The sequence below is a fragment of the Variovorax sp. DAIF25 genome (assembly GCF_050711835.1).
Classification (GTDB): Bacteria; Pseudomonadota; Gammaproteobacteria; order Burkholderiales; family Burkholderiaceae_C; genus Variovorax.
In genome coordinates this window covers 436,060-455,266 of sequence record NZ_CP136637.1, presented here as the reverse complement: position 1 = coordinate 455,266, position 19,207 = coordinate 436,060, and the positions used below count along the sequence as shown (strand labels likewise).

Annotated in this window: 15 protein-coding genes and 1 pseudogene; 15 read left to right on the top strand and 1 reads right to left on the bottom strand. The window is 70.9% G+C overall.

What is annotated here, in order from left to right:
• The first annotated feature begins 100 nt into the window (after positions 1-100).
• From R0232_RS36130 to R0232_RS36060, 15 genes and pseudogenes are all read left to right on the top strand, one after another.
• Positions 101-691, top strand: coding sequence for a DUF3305 domain-containing protein (locus R0232_RS36130; RefSeq protein WP_431514065.1), 591 nt, complete (start codon positions 101-103; stop codon positions 689-691).
• The gene (locus tag R0232_RS36125; RefSeq protein ID WP_431514064.1) at positions 684-1,319 is read left to right on the top strand and encodes a DUF3306 domain-containing protein; all 636 of its coding nucleotides are present in this window, start codon (positions 684-686) and stop codon (positions 1,317-1,319) included. The genes R0232_RS36130 and R0232_RS36125 overlap by 8 nt, the downstream gene beginning before the upstream one ends.
• A complete protein-coding gene (locus R0232_RS36120) occupies positions 1,279-3,351 on the top strand; it encodes a 4Fe-4S dicluster domain-containing protein (protein WP_431514639.1) in 2,073 nt (690 codons plus the stop codon). Before R0232_RS36125 ends, R0232_RS36120 begins: the two co-directional genes overlap by 41 nt.
• Positions 3,348-3,965 (top strand): TorD/DmsD family molecular chaperone, encoded by a 618-nt coding sequence (locus R0232_RS36115; protein WP_431514063.1) that lies wholly within the window; start codon positions 3,348-3,350, stop codon positions 3,963-3,965. The genes R0232_RS36120 and R0232_RS36115 overlap by 4 nt, the downstream gene beginning before the upstream one ends.
• Before the next feature lie 99 nt (positions 3,966-4,064).
• Positions 4,065-4,295: a formate dehydrogenase gene (locus tag R0232_RS36110; RefSeq protein ID WP_203207275.1), complete on the top strand. Its 231-nt coding sequence runs from the start codon at positions 4,065-4,067 to the stop codon at positions 4,293-4,295.
• Between the two features lie 10 nt (positions 4,296-4,305).
• Entirely contained in the window at positions 4,306-7,293 is a 2,988-nt protein-coding gene (locus R0232_RS36105; RefSeq protein ID WP_431514062.1) for a formate dehydrogenase subunit alpha, read from the top strand.
• Positions 7,294-7,302: 9 nt separating this feature from the next.
• Positions 7,303-7,923, top strand: coding sequence for a formate dehydrogenase FDH3 subunit beta (gene fdh3B, locus R0232_RS36100; protein ID WP_208507583.1), 621 nt, complete (start codon positions 7,303-7,305; stop codon positions 7,921-7,923).
• Positions 7,920-8,171 (top strand): hypothetical protein, encoded by a 252-nt coding sequence (locus R0232_RS36095; RefSeq protein ID WP_208507584.1) that lies wholly within the window; start codon positions 7,920-7,922, stop codon positions 8,169-8,171. The genes fdh3B and R0232_RS36095 overlap by 4 nt, the downstream gene beginning before the upstream one ends.
• Positions 8,172-8,183: 12 nt before the next feature.
• Positions 8,184-9,419 carry a formate dehydrogenase subunit gamma gene (locus R0232_RS36090; protein WP_431514061.1) on the top strand — a complete coding sequence of 412 codons (1,236 nt, stop codon included), beginning with the start codon at positions 8,184-8,186 and terminating at the stop codon, positions 9,417-9,419.
• Positions 9,416-9,817, top strand: a complete 402-nt coding sequence (locus R0232_RS36085) for a hypothetical protein (RefSeq protein ID WP_431514060.1) — start codon at positions 9,416-9,418, stop codon at positions 9,815-9,817. The genes R0232_RS36090 and R0232_RS36085 overlap by 4 nt, the downstream gene beginning before the upstream one ends.
• Positions 9,818-9,911: 94 nt before the next feature.
• A complete protein-coding gene (locus R0232_RS36080; protein WP_431514059.1) occupies positions 9,912-11,159 on the top strand; it encodes a molybdopterin molybdotransferase MoeA in 1,248 nt (415 codons plus the stop codon).
• A 2-nt stretch (positions 11,160-11,161) separates the two neighbouring features.
• Positions 11,162-13,081, top strand: coding sequence for a molybdopterin biosynthesis protein (locus R0232_RS36075; RefSeq protein WP_431514058.1), 1,920 nt, complete (start codon positions 11,162-11,164; stop codon positions 13,079-13,081).
• 17 nt (positions 13,082-13,098) lie between these two features.
• A complete protein-coding gene (locus R0232_RS36070; RefSeq protein WP_431514057.1) occupies positions 13,099-13,929 on the top strand; it encodes a substrate-binding domain-containing protein in 831 nt (276 codons plus the stop codon).
• Positions 13,930-13,995: 66 nt separating this feature from the next.
• A pseudogene (locus tag R0232_RS36065) lies at positions 13,996-14,673 on the top strand (ABC transporter permease); the annotation flags it as partial.
• A 108-nt stretch (positions 14,674-14,781) separates the two neighbouring features.
• The gene (locus R0232_RS36060; protein ID WP_431514638.1) at positions 14,782-15,492 is read left to right on the top strand and encodes an ATP-binding cassette domain-containing protein; all 711 of its coding nucleotides are present in this window, start codon (positions 14,782-14,784) and stop codon (positions 15,490-15,492) included.
• A 6-nt stretch (positions 15,493-15,498) separates the two neighbouring features.
• Here R0232_RS36060 and R0232_RS36055 read toward each other — a convergent pair whose 3' ends face one another.
• Positions 15,499-19,092: an ATP-binding cassette domain-containing protein gene (locus R0232_RS36055; protein WP_431514056.1), complete on the bottom strand. Its 3,594-nt coding sequence runs from the start codon at positions 19,090-19,092 to the stop codon at positions 15,499-15,501.
• Positions 19,093-19,207 lie beyond the last annotated feature (115 nt).

The window sequence follows — 19,207 nt, the reverse complement described above, 5'->3', positions numbered from 1 at the left end:
GGCCCGCAGCGGCGGGGCGGCGTAGGACACGAGCGCTTCGTCGCCGCTCAGGCGGCGGGGCCTTGTCTTGCCGCGGCGGCGATCGGCTATCGTTCGCTCGATGCCTACCCCCGAAACTCCTGCGGCCGCGCCCACCGGCCGCCCGACGCTCGACGTCGCGGTGCTCATGCGCCGCGAGCGGCTGCATGGTCCCTCCGCCCACTGGCAACCGTGGCGCTGGACGCTCGACAGCGTGCTGCCCGACGAGCCCGGCTTCGGCAGCGAGCCGCGCCTGCTGCAGGACCAGGACGGCGAGCAGCGCTGGCTGCATCCGGGCTTCAAGGTCGAGCTGTTCCGCGACGAGGCCGAGGGCTACCACCTCAACGCGATCACGCCGACGCCGTGCTGGTTCGTGCTCTGGCGCATGGACGAGGAAGCGACGCTGGCGCCGGAGCCGATCCCGCGGCCGGTGGTGGTGACGCTCAGCTACTACGAGGCCGGACGCTGGCTCGACGCGCAGGAAACCGTCGAGCAGGTGCCGGCGCCTTCGGAGGTGGTCGAGTGGGTGCGCGCCTTCGTCGACGAGCACTACGTGATCGAGCCCAAGCGGCGGCGCCGGCCCGAGAGCTTCAGGTCGCTGGTCGACCGCTTCGGCAATGCCGCGAGCGTGACGACCGAGAAGAAGCGCGGACGGGGAGCCGGCGATGTCTGAGGGTTTTCTCGGACGCTGGTCGCGGCGCAAGCAGGAGGTGCGGGAGACCGAGGCCGCCGTCGAAGCGAAGGCCGCGCCGGAACTCGCGCCCTCCCCGGTGCCGGCCACCGAGCCGGTCCCGGCCCCGCGCACCGATGCCACCGATCCCGCCCCGGTTGCGCCGAGCGACGCGGAGACGGCGCCACCGCTGACGCTCGCGGACGTGGAAGGGCTCGGCATCGAATCCGACTACAAGCCGTTCGTAGCCAAGGGCGTGGCGCCCGAGGTCAAGAACGCGGCCTTCCGCAAGCTCTTCTCCGATCCGCACTTCAACGTGATGGACGGCCTCGACACCTACGTCGACGACTACTCCAAGCCCACGCCGATCCCCGACGGCGTGCTGCGCCAGATGGCGAGTGCCAAGTTCCTCAAGCTCTTCGACGAGGAGCCCGGGGAAATGCCCCCGGAAACCCCCGAAACCGTGGGGACGGAGGACGTGGCACAGTCGGAAGACCCCGGGGAACTCCCCAGCCCGCCAGTTGCCGCCGCGCAACCAGCCAGCCAAGAGACCGATGACCACCACGCTGATCTGCGACTGCAACCAGACGATGCCGCTCGAGCCGAAGACGCTCGGCACGGCACTGCCTGAAACCCTTCCCCTGCATTCGGCGCTGTGCCGCCGCGAAGCGCCCGCCTTCCAGCGCGCGATCCAGTCCGGCGACGACGTGGTGGTCGCCTGCACGCAGGAGAAGCGGCTGTTCGGCGAGCTCGCCACGCAGACGCCCGGCGCGAGTTCGCCGATCCGCTTCGTCAACATCCGCGAGACGGGCGGCTGGAGCCGCGACGCGAAGCACGCGATGCCGAAGATCGCCGCGCTGCTCGCGGCCGCCAGCCTGCCCGAGCCCGATCCGGTCTCGACCGTGAGTTACAACAGCCAGGGCCGGCTGCTGATCGTCGGGCCGCTCGACGAGGCCGAGCGCGCCGCGGCGCTGGTCGGCGACGCGCTCGACGTGACGCTGTGGGCGCAGGGCCCGGGTGTCGCCGGCGGCGCGCAGGAACGGCGCTGGCCGGTGATCGCGGGCCGCATCGATTCGCTCGCGGGCTGGCTCGGTGCCTTCACCTTGCGCTGGACGCGCGACAACCCCATCGACCTCGACCTGTGCACGCGCTGCGATGCCTGCGTCGTCGCCTGCCCCGAACAGGCGATCGGCCTGGACTACCAGATCGACAGCGCGCGCTGCACCTCGCACCGCGATTGCGAGCGCGCCTGCAAGGTGGCGGGGGCGATCGACTTCGCGCGCGCGCCCCAGGCCTTCGACGCGGCCTTCGACCTCGTGCTGGACCTGGGCGCCGCGCCGCTGATCGACTGGCACGCGCCGCCGCAGGGCTACTTCCACCTGCCGGGCGGCGTCGCGCATGCCGAGGGCCTGCAGACCTTGCTGCGGCTGCGCGAGCTGGTCGGCGAGTTCGAGAAGCCCAAGTTCTTCGACTACCGGCAGAACCTCTGCGCGCACAGCCGCAACGAGGTGGTCGGCTGCAACGCCTGCGTCGAGGTGTGCTCGGCGCATGCCATTGCCAGCGACAAGGAGCGGCAGCGCATCGTCGTCAACCCGAACCTCTGCGTCGGCTGCGGCGCCTGCACCACCGTGTGCCCGTCGGGTGCACTGGGCTACACCTACCCGCGCGCGCCCGATCAGGGGCTCAAGCTGCGCAAGCTGCTCGGCGCCTACGCGGCCGCGGGCGGCCGCGACGCCGCGCTGCTGCTGCACAGCCAGGAATCCGGCCAGGCGCTGATCGAGCGGCTCGGCCGCCGGGCGCAGCTCGGCACGGCGCAGGGCGTGCCGGCGCGCGTGATCCCGGTGGGGCTCTTCCATGCCGCGAGCACGGGCATCGACCTGTGGCTCGGCGCGATCGCCTTCGGTGCCTCGCAGGTGGCGGTGCTCTGTACCGGCGAGGAGGCGCCGCAGTACCTCGCGGCGCTGCGCAAGCAGATGGAGATCGCGCAGGCGCTGCTGCGCGGCCTGGGCTACACGGGCACGCACTTGCGCCTGATCGAGGCGGACTCGACGGCCGTGCTGGATGCCGCGCTGGCCGAGCTGCGCACCACCACGCAGCGCCTGCCCGCGACCCCGGCCCGTTTCGCGGTCGGCGCGGACAAGCGCGGCCGGCTCGAGATGGCGCTCGACCACCTGACGGGCGCGGCCCCCGCCGTGCAGGCGGAGGCACCGCTGGTCGTCGAGCTGCCCGCGGGCTCGCCGCTCGGCGCCATCGCGGTCGACAAGGACAAGTGCACCCTGTGCCTGGCCTGCGTGGGCGCCTGCCCGTCGGGCGCGCTGCTCGACAGCCAGACGGCGCCGCAGCTGCGCTTCATCGAGAAGAACTGCGTGCAATGCGGCCTGTGCGAGACCACCTGCCCCGAGGACGCGGTCTCGCTGGTGCCGCGGCTGCTGGTCGCGCCCGAGCGCAAGCAGCCCGTGGTCCTCAACGAAGCAAAGCCCTGGGCCTGCATCCGCTGCAGCAAGCCCTTCGGCACGCAGAAAGCGATCGAGGCCATGCTCGGCAAGCTCGCCGGCCACGCGATGTTCCAGGGCGAGGCGCTGGAGCGCCTCAAGATGTGCAGCGACTGCCGGGTCATCGACCTCTACAGCGCCACCAACGAAGTGAAGATCGCGCCGCTATGAACGAAGCCTTTCCGGTGTCATCGGCACTCGACGAGGAGGTGGCGCGCGCCGAGCTCTACGGCCTGCTGGCCCGCCTCTGGTATGCCGCCCCCGATGCCGAGCTGCTGCAGGCCTTCCAGGTCGCGCCCACCGAGGCACCGGCCGCGGGCTCGTTCCTGGAGGAGCCGTGGCGCCAGCTGGTCGGCGTGGCGCGCGACACCAGCGCGGCCGCGGCGCGCGAGGAATACGACGCGCTCTTCGGCGGCCTCGGCAAGCCCGAGGTGCTGCTGTTCGGGTCGCACTACCTGAGCGGCTTCCTCAACGACAAGCCGCTCGTGCAACTGCGCAACGACCTCGACCGCCTGGGCCTCGCGCGCGCTGAGGCCACTTACGAGACCGAGGACCACATCGCGTGCCTGTTCGAGGTCATGCGCTACCTGATCGCGGGCGACGACGTGGAAGTCGCCAACCTTACACAACAACAGGCTATTTTCTCGAAGCACATCCAGCCCTTCCTGGGCGATTTGTGCGACGCAGTATCCCGGCATCCCCAGGCCCGCTTCTATGCGGCACTGGCCATCTTCACCCGCGCGTTCGGCGAGGTCGAGGCCCAGGCCTTCGACATGCTGGCATGAGGGAGGGGAATCCGGGTTGCCCGTCGATGCCCGCTGGTCTAGTATCAAGCGGCACCGACGGATGCCATTGCGTCGAGCCTAGCCACTCCTGGAGCCACCATGCAGGATAGCCAAGACACCGGCCTCAAGCCGGCATCCCGCCGAGGATTCTTCCTCGGTGCCGCCACCGCCGGCGCCGCCGTGGCGGCCGTCACCGCGCTGCCGAAGGTCGTCGAGACACCCGTCGACACCGCCGACGCCCCCTCCTCCCTGCCGCCCCCGCCCGAAAAAGGCGGCGGCTATTCGTTGAGCGAGCACGTCCAGCGTTACTACAAGACCGCTTCGGCCTGAGGAGTCCACGGTGCTTCTGACCAAGAAATCCCCCCACGCCGCGCGCGCACACGCCGCCGATCCCGCCACGGCATCGTCGCCCTTCATCCACAGCCTGCGGCGCGGCCTCGCGAACGCCTTGCCGACCATGGACCGGCGCGCCTTCCTGCGCCGCTCGGGCCTGGGCGTCGGCGTGGGCCTCGCCGCGAGCCAGCTCACGCTGATCCAGAAGTCGCGTGCCGCCGACGGCCGCCCCGTGGCCATCGGCGCCGGCAAGATCGAGGTGAAGCGCACGGTCTGCTCGCACTGCTCGGTCGGCTGCGCCTCCGACGCGGTGGTCGAGAACGGCGTCTGGGTGCGGCAGGAACCGGTGTTCGACTCGCCGATCAACCTCGGCGCCCATTGCGCCAAGGGCGCCGCGCTGCGCGAGCACGGCCACGGCGAGTTCCGCCTGCGCTACCCGATGAAGCTCGTCAACGGCAAGTACGAGCGCATCAGTTGGGACACCGCGCTCGACGAGATCACCGCCAGGCTCAAGGAACTCACCAAGGCCAGCGGCCCCGACGCCATCTACTGGATCGGCTCGAGCAAGCACAGCAACGAGCAGGCCTACCTGCTGCGCAAGTTCGTGAGCTTCTTCGGCAGCAACAACTGCGACCACCAGGCGCGCATCTGCCACTCGACCACGGTCGCTGGCGTGGCGAACACATGGGGCTACGGCGCCATGACCAATTCGTACAACGACATGCGCAATGCGAAGGTCGCGATGTACATCGGCTCGAACGCGGCCGAAGCCCACCCGGTGAGCATGCTGCACATGCTGCATGCCAAGGAGAACGGCTGCAAGATGATCGTGGTCGACCCGCGCTTCACGCGCACGGCGGCCAAGGCCCACGAGTACGTGCGCATCCGCTCGGGCTCGGACATCGCGTTCCTGTTCGGCCTGCTGCACCACATCTTCAAGAACGGCTGGGAAGACAAGCGCTACATCAACGACCGCGTCTACGGCATGGACGAAGTGCGCGCGGAAGTGATGAGCAAGTGGACGCCCGACAAGGTCGAGGAGGCCTGCGGCGTCAGCGAGGCGCAGGTGCTCAAGGTCGCCACGATGCTCAACGAGAACCGGCCCGGCACCATCGTCTGGTGCATGGGCCAGACCCAGCACACGATCGGCAACGCCATCGTGCGCGCCTCGTGCATCCTGCAGCTCGCGCTCGGCAACGTCGGCAAGTCGGGCGGCGGCACCAACATCTTCCGCGGCCACGACAACGTGCAGGGCGCGACCGACGTCGGCCCGAACCCCGATTCGCTGCCCGGCTACTACGGCCTGGTCGAAGGCTCGTGGCGGCATTTCGCCGCGACCTGGGGCGTGGACTACGACTGGATCAAGGGCCGCTTCGCCTCGCCCGCGATGATGACCAAGCCCGGCATCACGGTGTCGCGCTGGATCGACGGCGTGCTCGAGAAGAACGAGCTGATCGACCAGGACTCGAACCTGCGCGGCGTCTTCTACTGGGGCCATGCGCCCAACTCGCAGACCCGCGGTCTCGAGATGAAGCGCGCCATGGACAAGCTGGACCTGCTGGTCGTGGTCGATCCCTATCCTTCCGCAACCGCGGCGATGGCCGCGATGCCGGGGCGGCCCGAGGACGCGAACGCGAACCGCGCGGTCTACCTGCTGCCGGCCTGCACGCAGTTCGAGACCAGCGGCTCGGTCACGGCGTCGAACCGGTCGATCCAGTGGCGCGAGAAGGTCATCGAGCCGCTGTGGGAGAGCCGCACCGACCACATGATCATGCAGCAGTTCGCCGACCGCCTGGGCTTCGGCAAGGAACTCAGCAAGAACTTCAAGATGCAGAAGGTCAAGGGCATGGACGAGCCCGTGCCCGACGACATCCTGCGCGAGATCAACAAGTGCTGCTGGGCCGTGGGCTACTCGGGCCAGAGTCCCGAGCGGCTGCAGGCGCACATGCGCAACATGGCCGCCTTCGACGTGCGCACGCTCAAGGCCAAGGGCGCGGTCAAGGACAAGGTCAACGGCTACGACATCTCGGGCGACTACTACGGTCTGCCCTGGCCCTGCTACGGCACGCCCGAGCTCAAGCATCCGGGCTCGCCGAACCTCTACGACCCGTCCAAGCACGTGATGGACGGCGGCGGCAACTTCCGCGCGAACTTCGGCGTGGAGCGCAACGGCAAGAACCTGCTGGCCGAGGACGGCTCGTACTCGCTGGGCGCCGACATCACGACCGGCTATCCCGAGCTCGACCACATGCTGCTCAAGAAGCTCGGCTGGTGGGACGAGTTGACCGAGGCCGAGAAGCCGAAGGCCGAGGGCAAGAACTGGAAGACCGACAGCTCGGGCGGCATGATCCGCGTGTTCATGAAGAACCACGGCTGCCATCCCTTCGGCAATGCCAAGGCGCGGGCCGTGGTGTGGAACTTCCCCGACGGCATTCCGCAGCACCGCGAGCCGCTCTACGGCACCCGGCCCGACCTGGCCGTGAAGTACCCGACGCACGACGACAAGATGGCGTTCTGGCGCCTGCCCACGCTCTACAAGACGGTGCAGCAGAAGAACCTGGCCGACAAGGTGGCCGAGAAGTTCCCGTACATCATGACCTCGGGCCGGCTCGTGGAATACGAGGGCGGCGGCGAGGAAACCCGCTCCAACCCCTGGCTGGCCGAGCTGCAGCAGGAGATGTTCATCGAGATCAACCCGAAGGTGGCGGCCGAGAAGAACATCCGCAACGGCGAGCGGGCCTGGGTGCATACGCCCACCGGCGCCAAGCTCAACGTGCAGGCCATGGTGACCGAGCGCGTGGGACCCGACACGGTCTTCATGCCCTTCCACTTCTCGGGCCACTGGCAGGGCGCGGACCTGCTCGCCTACTACCCCAAGGGCGCGGCGCCGATCGTGCGCGGCGAGGCGATCAACACCAGCACCACCTACGGCTACGACAGCGTCACCATGATGCAAGAGACCAAGACCACGGTCTGCAACATCGAGAAAGCATAAGGAATCACCATGGCAAGAATGAAGTTCGTCTGCGATTCCGAACGCTGCATCGAATGCAACGGCTGCGTCACGGCCTGCAAGAACGAGAACGAGGTGCCGTGGGGCGTGAACCGCCGCCGCGTGGTCACGCTCAACGACGGCCTGCCGGGCGAGAAGTCGATCTCGGTGGCCTGCATGCACTGCTCCGACGCGCCCTGCATGGCCGTGTGCCCCGTGCAATGCTTCTACCGCACCGAGGAGGGCGTGGTGCTGCACGACAAGGACGTGTGCATCGGCTGCGGCTACTGCTCGTACGCCTGTCCGTTCGGCGCACCGCAGTTCCCGTCGCAGGGCACCTTCGGCGCGCGCGGCAAGATGGACAAGTGCACCTTCTGCGCCGGCGGCCCCGAGGCCAACGGCTCCGAGGCCGAGTTCGAGAAGTACGGCCGCAACCGCCTGGCCGAGGGCAAGCTGCCGGCCTGCGCCGAGATGTGCTCGACCAAGGCGCTGTTGGCCGGCGACGGCGACGTGGTGGCCGACATCTTCCGCACCCGCGTGCTGCATCGCGGCACGGGCGCCGAAGTCTGGGGCTGGGGCACGGCCTACGGCTCGCAGCAGGCCGGCACGCCGGCCACCGGAGAGAAGAAGTGAAGCGCGCGGCGCTGGTCCTGGTCGCGCTCGCTGGGGGCACGCTGCTGCTCGCGGCTTGCGGCGAGAAGCCGCAGACGAATGCCGAGGGCGTCAAGCACGACGCCGTGCCCTGGAGCGGGACCGGCACGCAGACCAACACCGGCACGGTCTTCACCGCGCCGGGCTGGAAGGTCGGCGACAAGACGGCATGGGAGCAGCAGATCAAGCTCCGCTCGAACGGCCAGAACGAATACACCCGAGAGAACTGAGCCGGAGGCCGCATGAGCGTCACCATCAGCATCAGGCCAGCGTTCAAGGCGCTGTTGACGACCGCGCTGCTGGGCTGCGCGGCGATGGCGCTGGCGCAGGGCGCCGCGCCGGCCGCGGGCGGTGCCGTCACCGAGCCGGCCCCCGCCACCGCGCCTGCGCCGCAGGCCGGCGCGGGCATCCGCAGCCAGAACATCTTCGACGTCAAGCCCGAGGCCAGCGCCGACCCGAACTACCTCAACCAGACCAACGGCGAGCGCAACAAGGTCCAGCCCGGCAACAACGCGCCGATGTGGCGCCAGGTGAGCGGCGGCGTCACCGGCTACAGCAGCCTGCCGGCGAGCGAGGCGCCCGAGGCCGGCAACCTGATCCAGCGCTTCGTGCAGTACCCGGGCTCGCGCTTCACCAACGCCGGCGAGGCCTGGCGCCAGGTGCGCAACAACTGGATCATTCCCTACGGCGCCGCCCTGCTCTTCGTCACGCTGCTGGCGCTCGCGATCTTCTACTTCACGCGCGGAACCATCCGGCTGCACGAGCCCGAGACCGGCCGCAAGATCGAGCGCTTCACGCCCTTCGAGCGCGCCACGCACTGGTCGAACGCCATCGCCTTCGTCACGCTCGCGATCTCGGGCATCGTGATGGCCTTCGGCAAGTTCTTCCTGCTGCCGATACTCGGCAGCTCGCTGTTCGGCTACCTCGCCTACGTGCTCAAGACCGTGCACAACTTCGTCGGACCGCTGTTCGTCGTGACCACGCTGTTCATGATCTTCACCTTCATCCGCAGCAACTGGCCGCGCAAGGAAGACTTCACCTGGCTCAAGCACGGCGGCGGCCTGTTCGGCGGCAAGGAACCCGCGTCGCACCGCTTCAATGCCGGCGAGAAGGCGGTGTTCTGGGGCGGCGTGCTGTTCCTCGGCAGCATCGTGATCGGCTCGGGCCTGTTCCTCGACAAGCTGCTGCCGGGCTTCGTCTACACGCGCGGCGAGATGCAGGTCGCGCACATGGTGCATGCCGTGGCCACGCTGCTGATGATGGCCATGATCATGGGCCACATCTACATCGGCACGCTCGGCATGACCGGTGCCTACAAGGCGATGCGCGAAGGCTATGTCGACGAGACCTGGGCGCGCGAGCATCACAAGCTCTGGTACGACGACATCGCGGCCGGCAAGATCCCGGCGCAGCGCTCGACTCCGTCCGATGCATCGGCCCCCGCGCGGCCGGTGACCGTGCAAGGAACCTCCGCATGAAGCACACGCTGATCCTCCAGGGCGCGCTCACGCTGGCGCTGGCTTCGTCCCCGGCCTTCGCGAAGCTGCCGCCGCTCGGTCCCGAAGCCCAGGCCAAGGCCGCCGATACGGCGGCCCGCACCGCATGGAGCGGCAAGGTCGACGCCTACCTGCTGTGCAAGGCGCAGGACCAGGTCGCGGCCAAGTACCGCGCGAGTGCCCAGGCCGCCGGCAAGACGGTGCCGGCCGCGCCCGCGACGCCGGCCTGCGCCGATCCCGGTCCCTACGTCGCCGCGGCGGCACCGACCGAGGCCAAGCCGATCGAAGCTTCTGGCGCGCACTCGCCGGCCCCCACGGCGGCATCGCCGCCGAGCGCGAACCAGCCCTCGTCCGAGGTTCATCCCGCCCCCAAGAAGTGAGCGGGCCGCGCCGCGCGCCAGCGTCGGCGCGGGCTCAACGGCGATGGTCCCCGGCGCGCAGGGCCGGTGGCACCCAACTCCTATACTGGCCGCAATGCCCCCACCCGAACGAACCGCCTCGCCCGATGTACGCATGCGCGGCTTCACGCAGCGCGCCGAAGTTCCCACCGCCCTCGCCTGGATCGATGCCCACACGCCGCTGCTGCCGGGCGAATCGGTCGCGGTCGACGACGCCACGGGACGCGTGCTGCTGAACGACGTGATCGCGCCGATCGCGGTGCCCGAGTTCGATCGTGCCGCCATGGACGGCTATGCGCTGCGCGGCGGCGAGACCACGGGCTCCGGCGAGTACAACCCGCTGGTGTTCCCGGTCGTCGGCCACGCCTGGCCTGGCCGGCCCTTCGATGGCACGGTGCCCGCGGGCGCCGCCATCCGCATCATGACCGGCGCCCCCGTGCCGGCGGGCCTCGATGCCGTGGTGCCCGCCGAGTACGCGAGCGAACAGGATGGGCGCCTGAGCATCACGCGCGCGGTCGCGCCCGGCCAGCACGTGGGCCATGTCGGCGAGGACATCGCGCGCGGCAGTGCCGCCCTGGCCGCGGGCCGTCGGCTGCGCCCGCAGGACGCGGGCCTGGCTGCTTCGCTGGGTCTGGCGCAGCTGGATGTCGTTCGTCGGCCACGCGTGCGCCTGCTCGTGACCGGCAACGAGGTGCGAGCGCCCGGCACGGCCAAGGGCCCCTACGAAATCTACGACGCCAACTCGATGACCCTGCGCGGCCTGGTCGCGCGCGATGGCGGCCTGCTCGAGTCGCACCAGCGGCTCGGCGACGACCCTCGGGTCATCGCGCAGGCGCTGGCCGCTGCGGGCGCCGACGTGGTGCTGGTCTCGGGCGGCTCCAGCGTGGGCGCCGAGGACCATGCGCCGCGCCTGCTGGCCGAGCTCGGCGAGCTCGCGATCCACGGCATCGCGATGCGGCCCTCGAGCCCGGCCGGCATGGGCCGCATCGGCGACGCGCTGGTCTTCCTGCTGCCGGGCAACCCGGTGTCCTGCCTGTGCGCCTACGACTTCTTCGCGGGCCGCGCGATCCGCCGCATCGGCGGTCGGCCCGCCGACTGGCCCTATCGCCAGGCGCGCGCCACCGTGGCGCGCAAGATCGTTTCGCAGGTGGGGCGCGTCGACTACGTGCGCGTGAAGATCGGCGAGGCCGGCGTGGAGCCGCTCGCGCTCTCGGGCGCCTCCGTGCTGAGCTCGACCACGCGGGCCGACGGCTTCGTGGTCGCCCCGGCCGAGAGCGAAGGCTTCGGTCCCGGGACCGAAGTGACCGTCCATTTCTACGACTGACCGTGAAACCCCAATCGCAATTCCTCGATGTCGTCACGCGCGACGAGGCCGAACGCCGCTTCCGCGAGCACCTGACACTCGCGCCGCTGGGCAGCGAGACGGTTCCCCTGCACGAGGCGCTGGGCCGCGTGCTGGCCGACGACGTGGTGGCCGCCATCGACGTGCCGGGCTTCGACCGCTCCAACGTCGACGGCTTCGCCGTGCGGGCCGCCGACACCTGGGGCGCGATGGAGGAGCAGGCGCGCGCCCTGGCGCTCGCCGACGAGACGCTGGCGCCCGGCATCGTGCCGCGGCGCGAAGTGACGAGCGGCCGCGCGACCTCGATCGCCACCGGCGGCATGCTGCCGCGCGGCGCCGATGCGGTGGTGATGGTGGAGCACACCGATGCCGAGGACGGCCAGGTGCAGATCCGCCGCGCGGTCACCGAGGGCGAGAACGTCAGCTATGCCGGCACCGACATCGCGCGCGGCGAAACGGTGCTGCGCGGCGGGCAGCGATTGAGTTCGCGCGAGATCGGCGTGCTCGCGGCGCTCGGCCTGGCCGAGGTCCATGTGCACCGCAAGCCGCGCGTGGCGATCTTCTCCACCGGCAACGAGATCGTCGCGCCGGGCGCGCCGCTGCCCACGGGCGCGGTGTACGACTCCAACGCCGCGATCATCGGCGCGGCCGTCGAGGAGCTCGGCGGGCTGCCGGTGCGCCTGGGCGTGATCCCGGACGACGAGGCAGCCCTGTCGGCCGCGCTCGCGCGCGGGCTGGCATGCGATGCCGTGGTGTTCTCGGGCGGCACCTCCAAGGGCGAAGGCGATCTCTCCTACCGCGTGGTCGCCGCGCTCGGCGATCCGGGCGTGGTGGCGCACGGCGTGGCGCTCAAGCCCGGCAAGCCGGTGTGCCTGGCCGTCACGGGCGGCAAGCCGGTCGTGATCCTGCCGGGCTTCCCGACCTCGGCGGTGTTCACCTTCCATGAATTCCTGGCGCCCGTGATCCGCGCCTTCGCGGGCCTGCCGCCGGAGCGGCGCGAACATGTCGCGGCCACGCTGCCGATGCGCATCAACTCCGAGCGCGGCCGCACCGAATACCTGCTGGTGGGCCTGGTGCCCACCGACGAGGGCCTGGCCGCCTACCCCATGGGCAAGGGCTCGGGCTCGGTCACCACCTTCAGCAGCGCCGACGGCTTCATCACCATCGGCCAGCACACCGAGATCGTCGACGCCGGCGCGCCGGTGCAGGTGCAGTTGCTGGGCCAGGGGCTCGACCCCGCGGACCTGATCCTCATCGGCAGCCATTGCGTGGGCCTCGACTGGCTGGCCGGCGAGCTGATGCGCCAGGGCGTGCGCATCAAGGCCATGAACGTGGGCAGCACGGGCGGGCTGATGGCCGCCCGGCGCGGCGAATGCGACCTGGCGGGCATCCACCTGATGGACCCGGCCACCGGCGTCTACAACCGGCCGCTGCTCACGCCGGAGCTCGAACTGATCACCGGCTATGGCCGCATGCAGGGCGTCGTCTACCGACCCGGCGATGCGCGCTTCGAGGGCCGCGACGCCGCGTCGGCGATCGCCGGCGCCATTGCCGAGCCCGGCTGCACCATGGTCAACCGCAATGCCGGCAGCGGCACGCGCATCCTCATCGACCGCCTGCTCGGCAGCGCCAAGCCGCCCGGCTACGGCGTGCAGACCAAGTCGCACAACGCGGTCGCCGTCGCCGTGGCCCAGCAGCGCGCCGACTGGGGCCTGGCCATCGACACGGTCGCGCGGCAGTACGGCCTGGGCTTCATCCCGGTGCAGGAAGAACGCTACGACTTCGTGGTGCCCAAGGCCCGGCTGGCGCGCGCGCCGGTGCAGGCCTTCGTGGCCCTGCTGCAATCGGCCGCGGCACGCGAGGCGCTCGGCCGGCTGGGCTTTCGCGTCGATCCGCCAATCTGAAAAAAGGACCGTCACCCATGAACTCGCGCAAACGCTCCACCCTTCTCGCCTTCGCCGGCGTTCTTGCCGGCGCGCTGCTCGCGCCCCTCGCCCAGGCGCAGGACAAGTTCATCGTGCTGGCCTCCACCACCTCCACGGAGCAGTCGGGCCTCTTCAAGCACCTGCTGCCGCAGTTCACGCAGGCCTCGGGCATCGCGGTGCGCGTGGTGGCCGTGGGCACGGGCCAGGCGCTCGACATGGCGCGCCGCGGCGACGCCGACGCGCAGTTCGTGCACGACCAGCCGGCCGAGGAGAAGTTCGTCGCCGAGGGCTTCGGGCTGCCCCGCCGCCCGGTCATGTACAACGACTTCGTGCTGATCGGCCCGAAGTCCGACCCGGCCGGCGCGCGCGGCAAGGACATCGCGGCCGCGCTCAAGCGGCTCGGCGCCACGGGCGGCGCCTTCATCTCGCGCGGCGACAAGAGCGGCACCCACTCGGCCGAGCTGCGCCAGTGGAAGCTGGCCGGCATCGACCTCGCGAGCGCCAAGCCCGCCGGCTACAAGGAGTGCGGCTGCGGCATGGGCCAGGCGCTCAACATCGCGGCCTCGACCAATGCCTACGTGCTCTCCGACCGCGGCACCTGGCTGAGCTTCAAGAACCGCGGCGACCTGGGCATCGTGGTCGAGGGCGACAAGGAACTCTTCAACCAGTACGGCGTGATCGTCGTGAACCCGGCCAAGCATCCGCACGTCAAGAAGGACCTGGCGCAGGCCTTCTCCGACTGGGTCGTGTCGCCGGCCGGCCAGGCGGTGGTCGCCTCGTACAAGATCGACGGCGAGCAGCTGTTCTTCCCGAACGCGAACCAGTGAACGGCGCCGGCCTTCCCGGCACCCCATCGCGAACCTCGGCTCGCGGCTGAGCCGGGCGCTGCTTCGATGAACACCATGAACGAAGGCTGGGCGCTGGCGTGGCGGCTCATCGTCGGTGCCGACCCCGAGCTCGTGCACATCACCGCGCTGTCGCTGCAGGTCAGCGCGACCGCGTGCGCGATCGGCGCGCTGATCGGCCTGCTGCTGGGCGCCTGGCTCGCGGTGGCGCGCTTCCCGGGCCATGCGCTGGCCGTGTGGCTGGTCAACACGCTGCTGGCGCTGCCCGCGGTGGTGGTGGGCCTGCTGGTGTACCTGCTGCTCTCGCGCTCGGGCCCGCTGGGCGAGCTCGGCATCCTGTTCACGCCCGCGGCGATGGTGGTGGCGCAGAGCGTGCTCGTCACGCCGCTGATCGCCGCCCTCTCGCGCCGGCTGGTGCTGGCGGCGCTGGCCGAGGGCGGGGACCAGTTGCGCTCGCTCGGCGCACGGCCCCTGGTCGCCGCCCTGCTGATGCTGGTGCACGACCGCATGGGCGTGGCCACGGTGCTGCTCACGGCCTTCGCACGCGCCATCGCCGAGGTCGGCGCAGTGATGATCGTCGGCGGCAACATCGCCGGCGTCACGCGCGTGATGACCACCACCATCGCGCTCGAGACCAGCAAGGGCGATCTCGCGCTCGCGCTGGCGCTGGGCCTGGTGCTGCTGGCCGTGGTCGGCGCGATCAATGGCGCGATCGGGCTGCTGCAGTGGATCGCGAACCGGCCGCTGCGCGCCGCCGCGCGACCGGGCCCGGAGCCCGCCGCTCCATCGCCCACCCATCATCCGCCGGTCGCCGTCGACGCCGCGCCGCTGATCGTGGCCGAGCATGCCGAGGTGCGCTTCGGCGCGCTGGTGGCGCTCCGGGATGCCTCGCTGACCGTCTCGCGCGGCGACAGGCTCGTTCTCGTCGGCGCGAACGGTTCGGGCAAGACCACGCTGCTGCGCGTGCTGCACGGCCTGCTGCCCTGCGACGGCCGCTGCGCGCAGCGCCCGCTGCGGCCCGAGGGGCGCATGCCGCGCACCGCCATGCTGTTCCAGCGCCCCTTCCTGCTGAGCCTCTCGGTGGCGCGCAATGTCCGGCTCGGCCTCTGGCTGTCGGGCGTGCCCGCCGCCGAGCGCGTCGGGCGCTGCCGCGACGCGCTGGCGCGCGTGGGCCTGCTCGAGCACGCGGCCCGACCCGCCCGCGCGCTGTCGGGGGGCCAGCAGCAGCGCTTGGGACTGGCGCGCGCCTGGGCGTTGCAGCCCGACATCCTGTTCCTCGACGAACCGACCGCGAGCCTCGACCCCGGTGCCAAGAACGAGATCGAGGCGCTCATCGAGGAGGTGGCCGCCAGCGGCGTGACGCTGGTGATGAGCACGCACAACCTCGGCCAGGCCAAGCGCCTGGCCACGCGGGTGGCCTACCTGCAGGCGGGCCGCATCGTGGTCGAGCGGCCCGTGGGGCCCTTCTTCGACGGGAACGATCTGCCGCCCGAGGCGGCGCAGTTCCTTCAGGGCGAACTCGGCTGGTCGCGGCCGCCCTCCTGATCCGATTCAGGCCTGCGCCAGTTGCGGCTGCGCCGCCCCCTGGTGACTCGCGAGCTTCGCGTACACGCCCTGCCGCCGCAGCAGTTCGTCGTGCGTGCCGGCTTCCGCCAGCGTGCCGTTCTCCAGCACGAGGATCAGGTCGGCATCGCGGATGGTCGACAGCCGGTGCGCGATCACGAGCGTGGTCCGGTGCCGCATCAGCGCATCGAGCGCGCCGCGCACCTGCAGCTCCGACAGCGTGTCCAGGTGCGAGGTGGCCTCGTCGAGGATCAGCACCGGCGCGTTCTTGAGGAAGGCGCGCGCGATCGAGATGCGCTGGCGCTGGCCGCCCGACAGCTGCATGCCGCGTTCGCCGACGCGCGTGGCCAGGCCCTCGGGCAGCGTGCGCACGAAGTCCGTCAGCGCGGCGCGATCGAGCGCCAGCGCCAGTTCCTCGCCGCTGGCATCGGGGCGCGCCAGGCGGATGTTGGCCTCGAGCGTGTCGTTGAACAGGTAGGTGTCCTGCGACACCAGCGCGACGCGTTCGCGCAGGCCGTCGAGCCGCAGCTCGCGCACGTCCACGCCGTCGAGCTTCACGCTGCCCTGGCGCGGATCCCAGAAGCGCAGCAGCAGGCTGGCCACGGTGCTCTTGCCGGCGCCCGAAGCGCCGACCACGGCCACGGTGGCGCCGGCCGGGACCTCGAAGCCGAGCTCGTGCAGGGTGTCTTGCGCCTTGCCCGGATAGGCGAAGCAGACGCGCTCGAAGGCCAGCGACAGGCCGTGGGTGGCCGTCGGCGGCGGCAGCGGACCGTCGACCACGGGCTCGGGCTCGCTCTCGACCACGTGCAGGCGGCGCGTGGCCGCGATGGTGTCGGCCAGTTGGCGGCTGACCTGCGAGATCTCGGACACCGGCAGGAAGGTGGCGAGCGCGATCAGCACCAGCAGCGGCAGCATGCCGGCCGGCAAGGCGCCGCTCGCGACCTGCAGCGCGCCGACCACGGCCACGGCCAGGCCGCCGAGGCCCATCGCGATCTCGAACCAGGCGGTCTGGCGCGACAGGTCGTTCAGGATGTCCAGGCGCCGCGCGCGGCTGCGGTCCGCCACCTCGAGGAACTGAGTGCGGCGGCGGCCCGTGGCCTGGAAGGCGGTCAGGTCGGCCAGGCCCTGGATGGTCTCGGCGGTATGGGCGCTCATCTCGCCCAGCGCATGGCGGGCGCGGTCGCCGAGCGCATCGACCTGGCGGCGGCCACGGATCGGCGACACCAGCGCATAGGCCAGGAATGGCAGCAGCGCCAGCGCCACGGGCCAGCTGTAGAGCGCGAGGAAGCCCAGCACCGACAGCGGCACCAGCACCGAGACGATGGCCGGCGCGATGGTGTGGGCGTAGAAGTACTCGACCATCTCCACGTCGTGCGTGGCCAGCGCGACCAGATCGCCCGAGCGGCGCTGCAGCAGGTAGGCGGGCGCGAGCCGCTCGAGCTTGTCGTAGAGCTTGACGCGCATGTCGGCCAGCAGCTGGTAGGCCATGGCATGGGCCAGCCACGACTCGAGCCAGTGGAACAGCGCGGCCAGCGGCGCGGCGACCAGCAGGCCGACGATCAGCGCCGAGGTGTCGCGGCCGTCGCGGATCGCGGCCACCACGAGTGCGCTGAGCACGCCGACGCCGATGAAGGCCGCGACGCGCGCCACGCCCAACAGGATGGTGGCGATCAGCGTGCCGCGCCAGGGCCGCACCACCGACAGCAAGGTGGCGAGCGTGGCCTTCCAGCCGACCTGCTCGGCGTCGGCATCGAGCGGGAGCAACGCGGGGCCGCGATCGCCCTCCTCTTCCGCGGCAACGCGCCGCACCGATGCGGCCTGTGCTTCGACGGGCGCGGGCGCCGCGCCGGCCAGGCCCACGGCCTGTTCGTGCATCAGGCGGTGATAGAGGCCCCGCTGCTGCATCAGCACCGCATGCCGGCCCTCCTCGACCACGCGTCCCTGGTCCAGCACCAGGCAGCGGTCGGCGCCGATGATGCTGGCCAGGCGGTGCGCGAGGATCAGCGTGGTGCGGCCGACCATCAGGCGGTCCAGCGCCTGCTGGATCAGCGCCTCGTTCTCGGTGTCGACCGAGGACAGCGCCTCGTCGAGGATCAGGATCGGCGCGTCGCGCAGCAGGGCACGCGCGATCGCCACGCGCTGGCGCTGGCCGCCCGAGAGCTGCAGGCCGCGCTCGCCGACCTGGGTGGCGTAGCCCTGCGGCAGCGCCATGATGAAGTCGTCGATGTTGGCGGCCCGCGCCGCGGCGCGCACCTGCTCGTGGGTGGCGTCGGGCCGGCCCAGGCGCAGGTTGTCGTCGAGCGTGCCGTGGAACAGCGTGATGTCCTGGCTCACCAGCGCCATGTGGCCCAGCAGGGTCTGCGTGGCCAGGCCGTTGACGTCGTGGCCGCCGACGCGGACCGTGCCCGATTGCGGCACGAACTCGCGCAGCAGCAGCCGCACGATGGTGGACTTGCCGGCCCCGCTCGGGCCCACGATGCCCACGCGCTCGCCGGCGGCGATGCGGAACGACAGGCCCTGGTGGGCGGCGCGCTGCGGCGAGTAGGAGAAGGCCACGCCGTCGAATTCGATGGTGGGCGCGAGATGCGTGGGCCCGGCGGCGTTTGGCGCTGTGTCGGGCGAGGCCGTCGGCGCTTGCGCATCCATCAGCGCATGGATGCTCGCCGCGGCCGATTGGCCCAGCATGCCCCGGTGCAGCACCGAACGCAGCTCGCGCAGCGGACGGAAGATCTCGGTGCCGGCCATCAGCACGATCAGCAGGGCTTCCACGCTCATGTCGCCGGCCGTCACGCGCCAGGCGCCCACCGTGAGCGCCAGCGCCGCGCCCAGTGCCACGCCGAGGTCGCTGATGCCGCGCGTCAGCAGGCTCACCGACAGCACCCAGAAGGTGTTGTCCGAGAGCTTGCGCGCCCGGGCCGCGAGGCGCTCGCCCCAGGCCTTGCCCTGGCCGTAGGACTTCAGCGTGGGCAGGCCCTGCACGGCATCGAGGAACTCCTCGCCGAAGGCATTGAGCGAGCGCGTGCGCGCCAGGCTCGCGCGGCTGTCGAGCATGTGGACGGCCATCGGCCCGAACAGCGCGAACAGCGCCGCGACCAGGAAGACGAGCGCGGTCGGCAGGTCCCAGAAGGCGATGACCGCGAAGATGGCGAACGGCGCCGCGGCCGCGATCACGACCTGCGGCAGGTACTGGCCGAAGAAGGTCTGCAGCTGCTCCACGCCATCGACCACAGTCAGCATCACGCCGCCGGTGCGCTGGTTGGCGAACCAGGCCGGCCCGAGCGCGACGATGCGGTCGTACAGCCGCGCGCGCAGCGCCTGCTGCACCTCGGCCGAGGCGCGGTTGGCCTGCACCGTGCGCAGATGGTCGAACAGCGCGCGCAGCAGCACCATCGCGCCCACCCAGGCCGCCGGGGCGATCCAGTCGCCGTGGGGCGCGCCGTCGAACACGCGCGCCAGCAGCTGGCCGAGGAACACATAGCGCGCGATGCCGGCCGCCAGCGCCAGCAGGCCGAGCAGGATGCCGCCCGCCAGCTGCAGGCGCAGGCCCGCTGTCAATTGCCAAAGTCGAATATCGAAATACATGGTGGTGCGATCGGTTCTTCCTGTAAGGCCGTCATCGTCATGCATGGCGCCGCGCGGCGAAAGCGATGGTTTTTCAATCCTGGGTTGAGATAGATTGCACCCTTTGCCGCTCCAC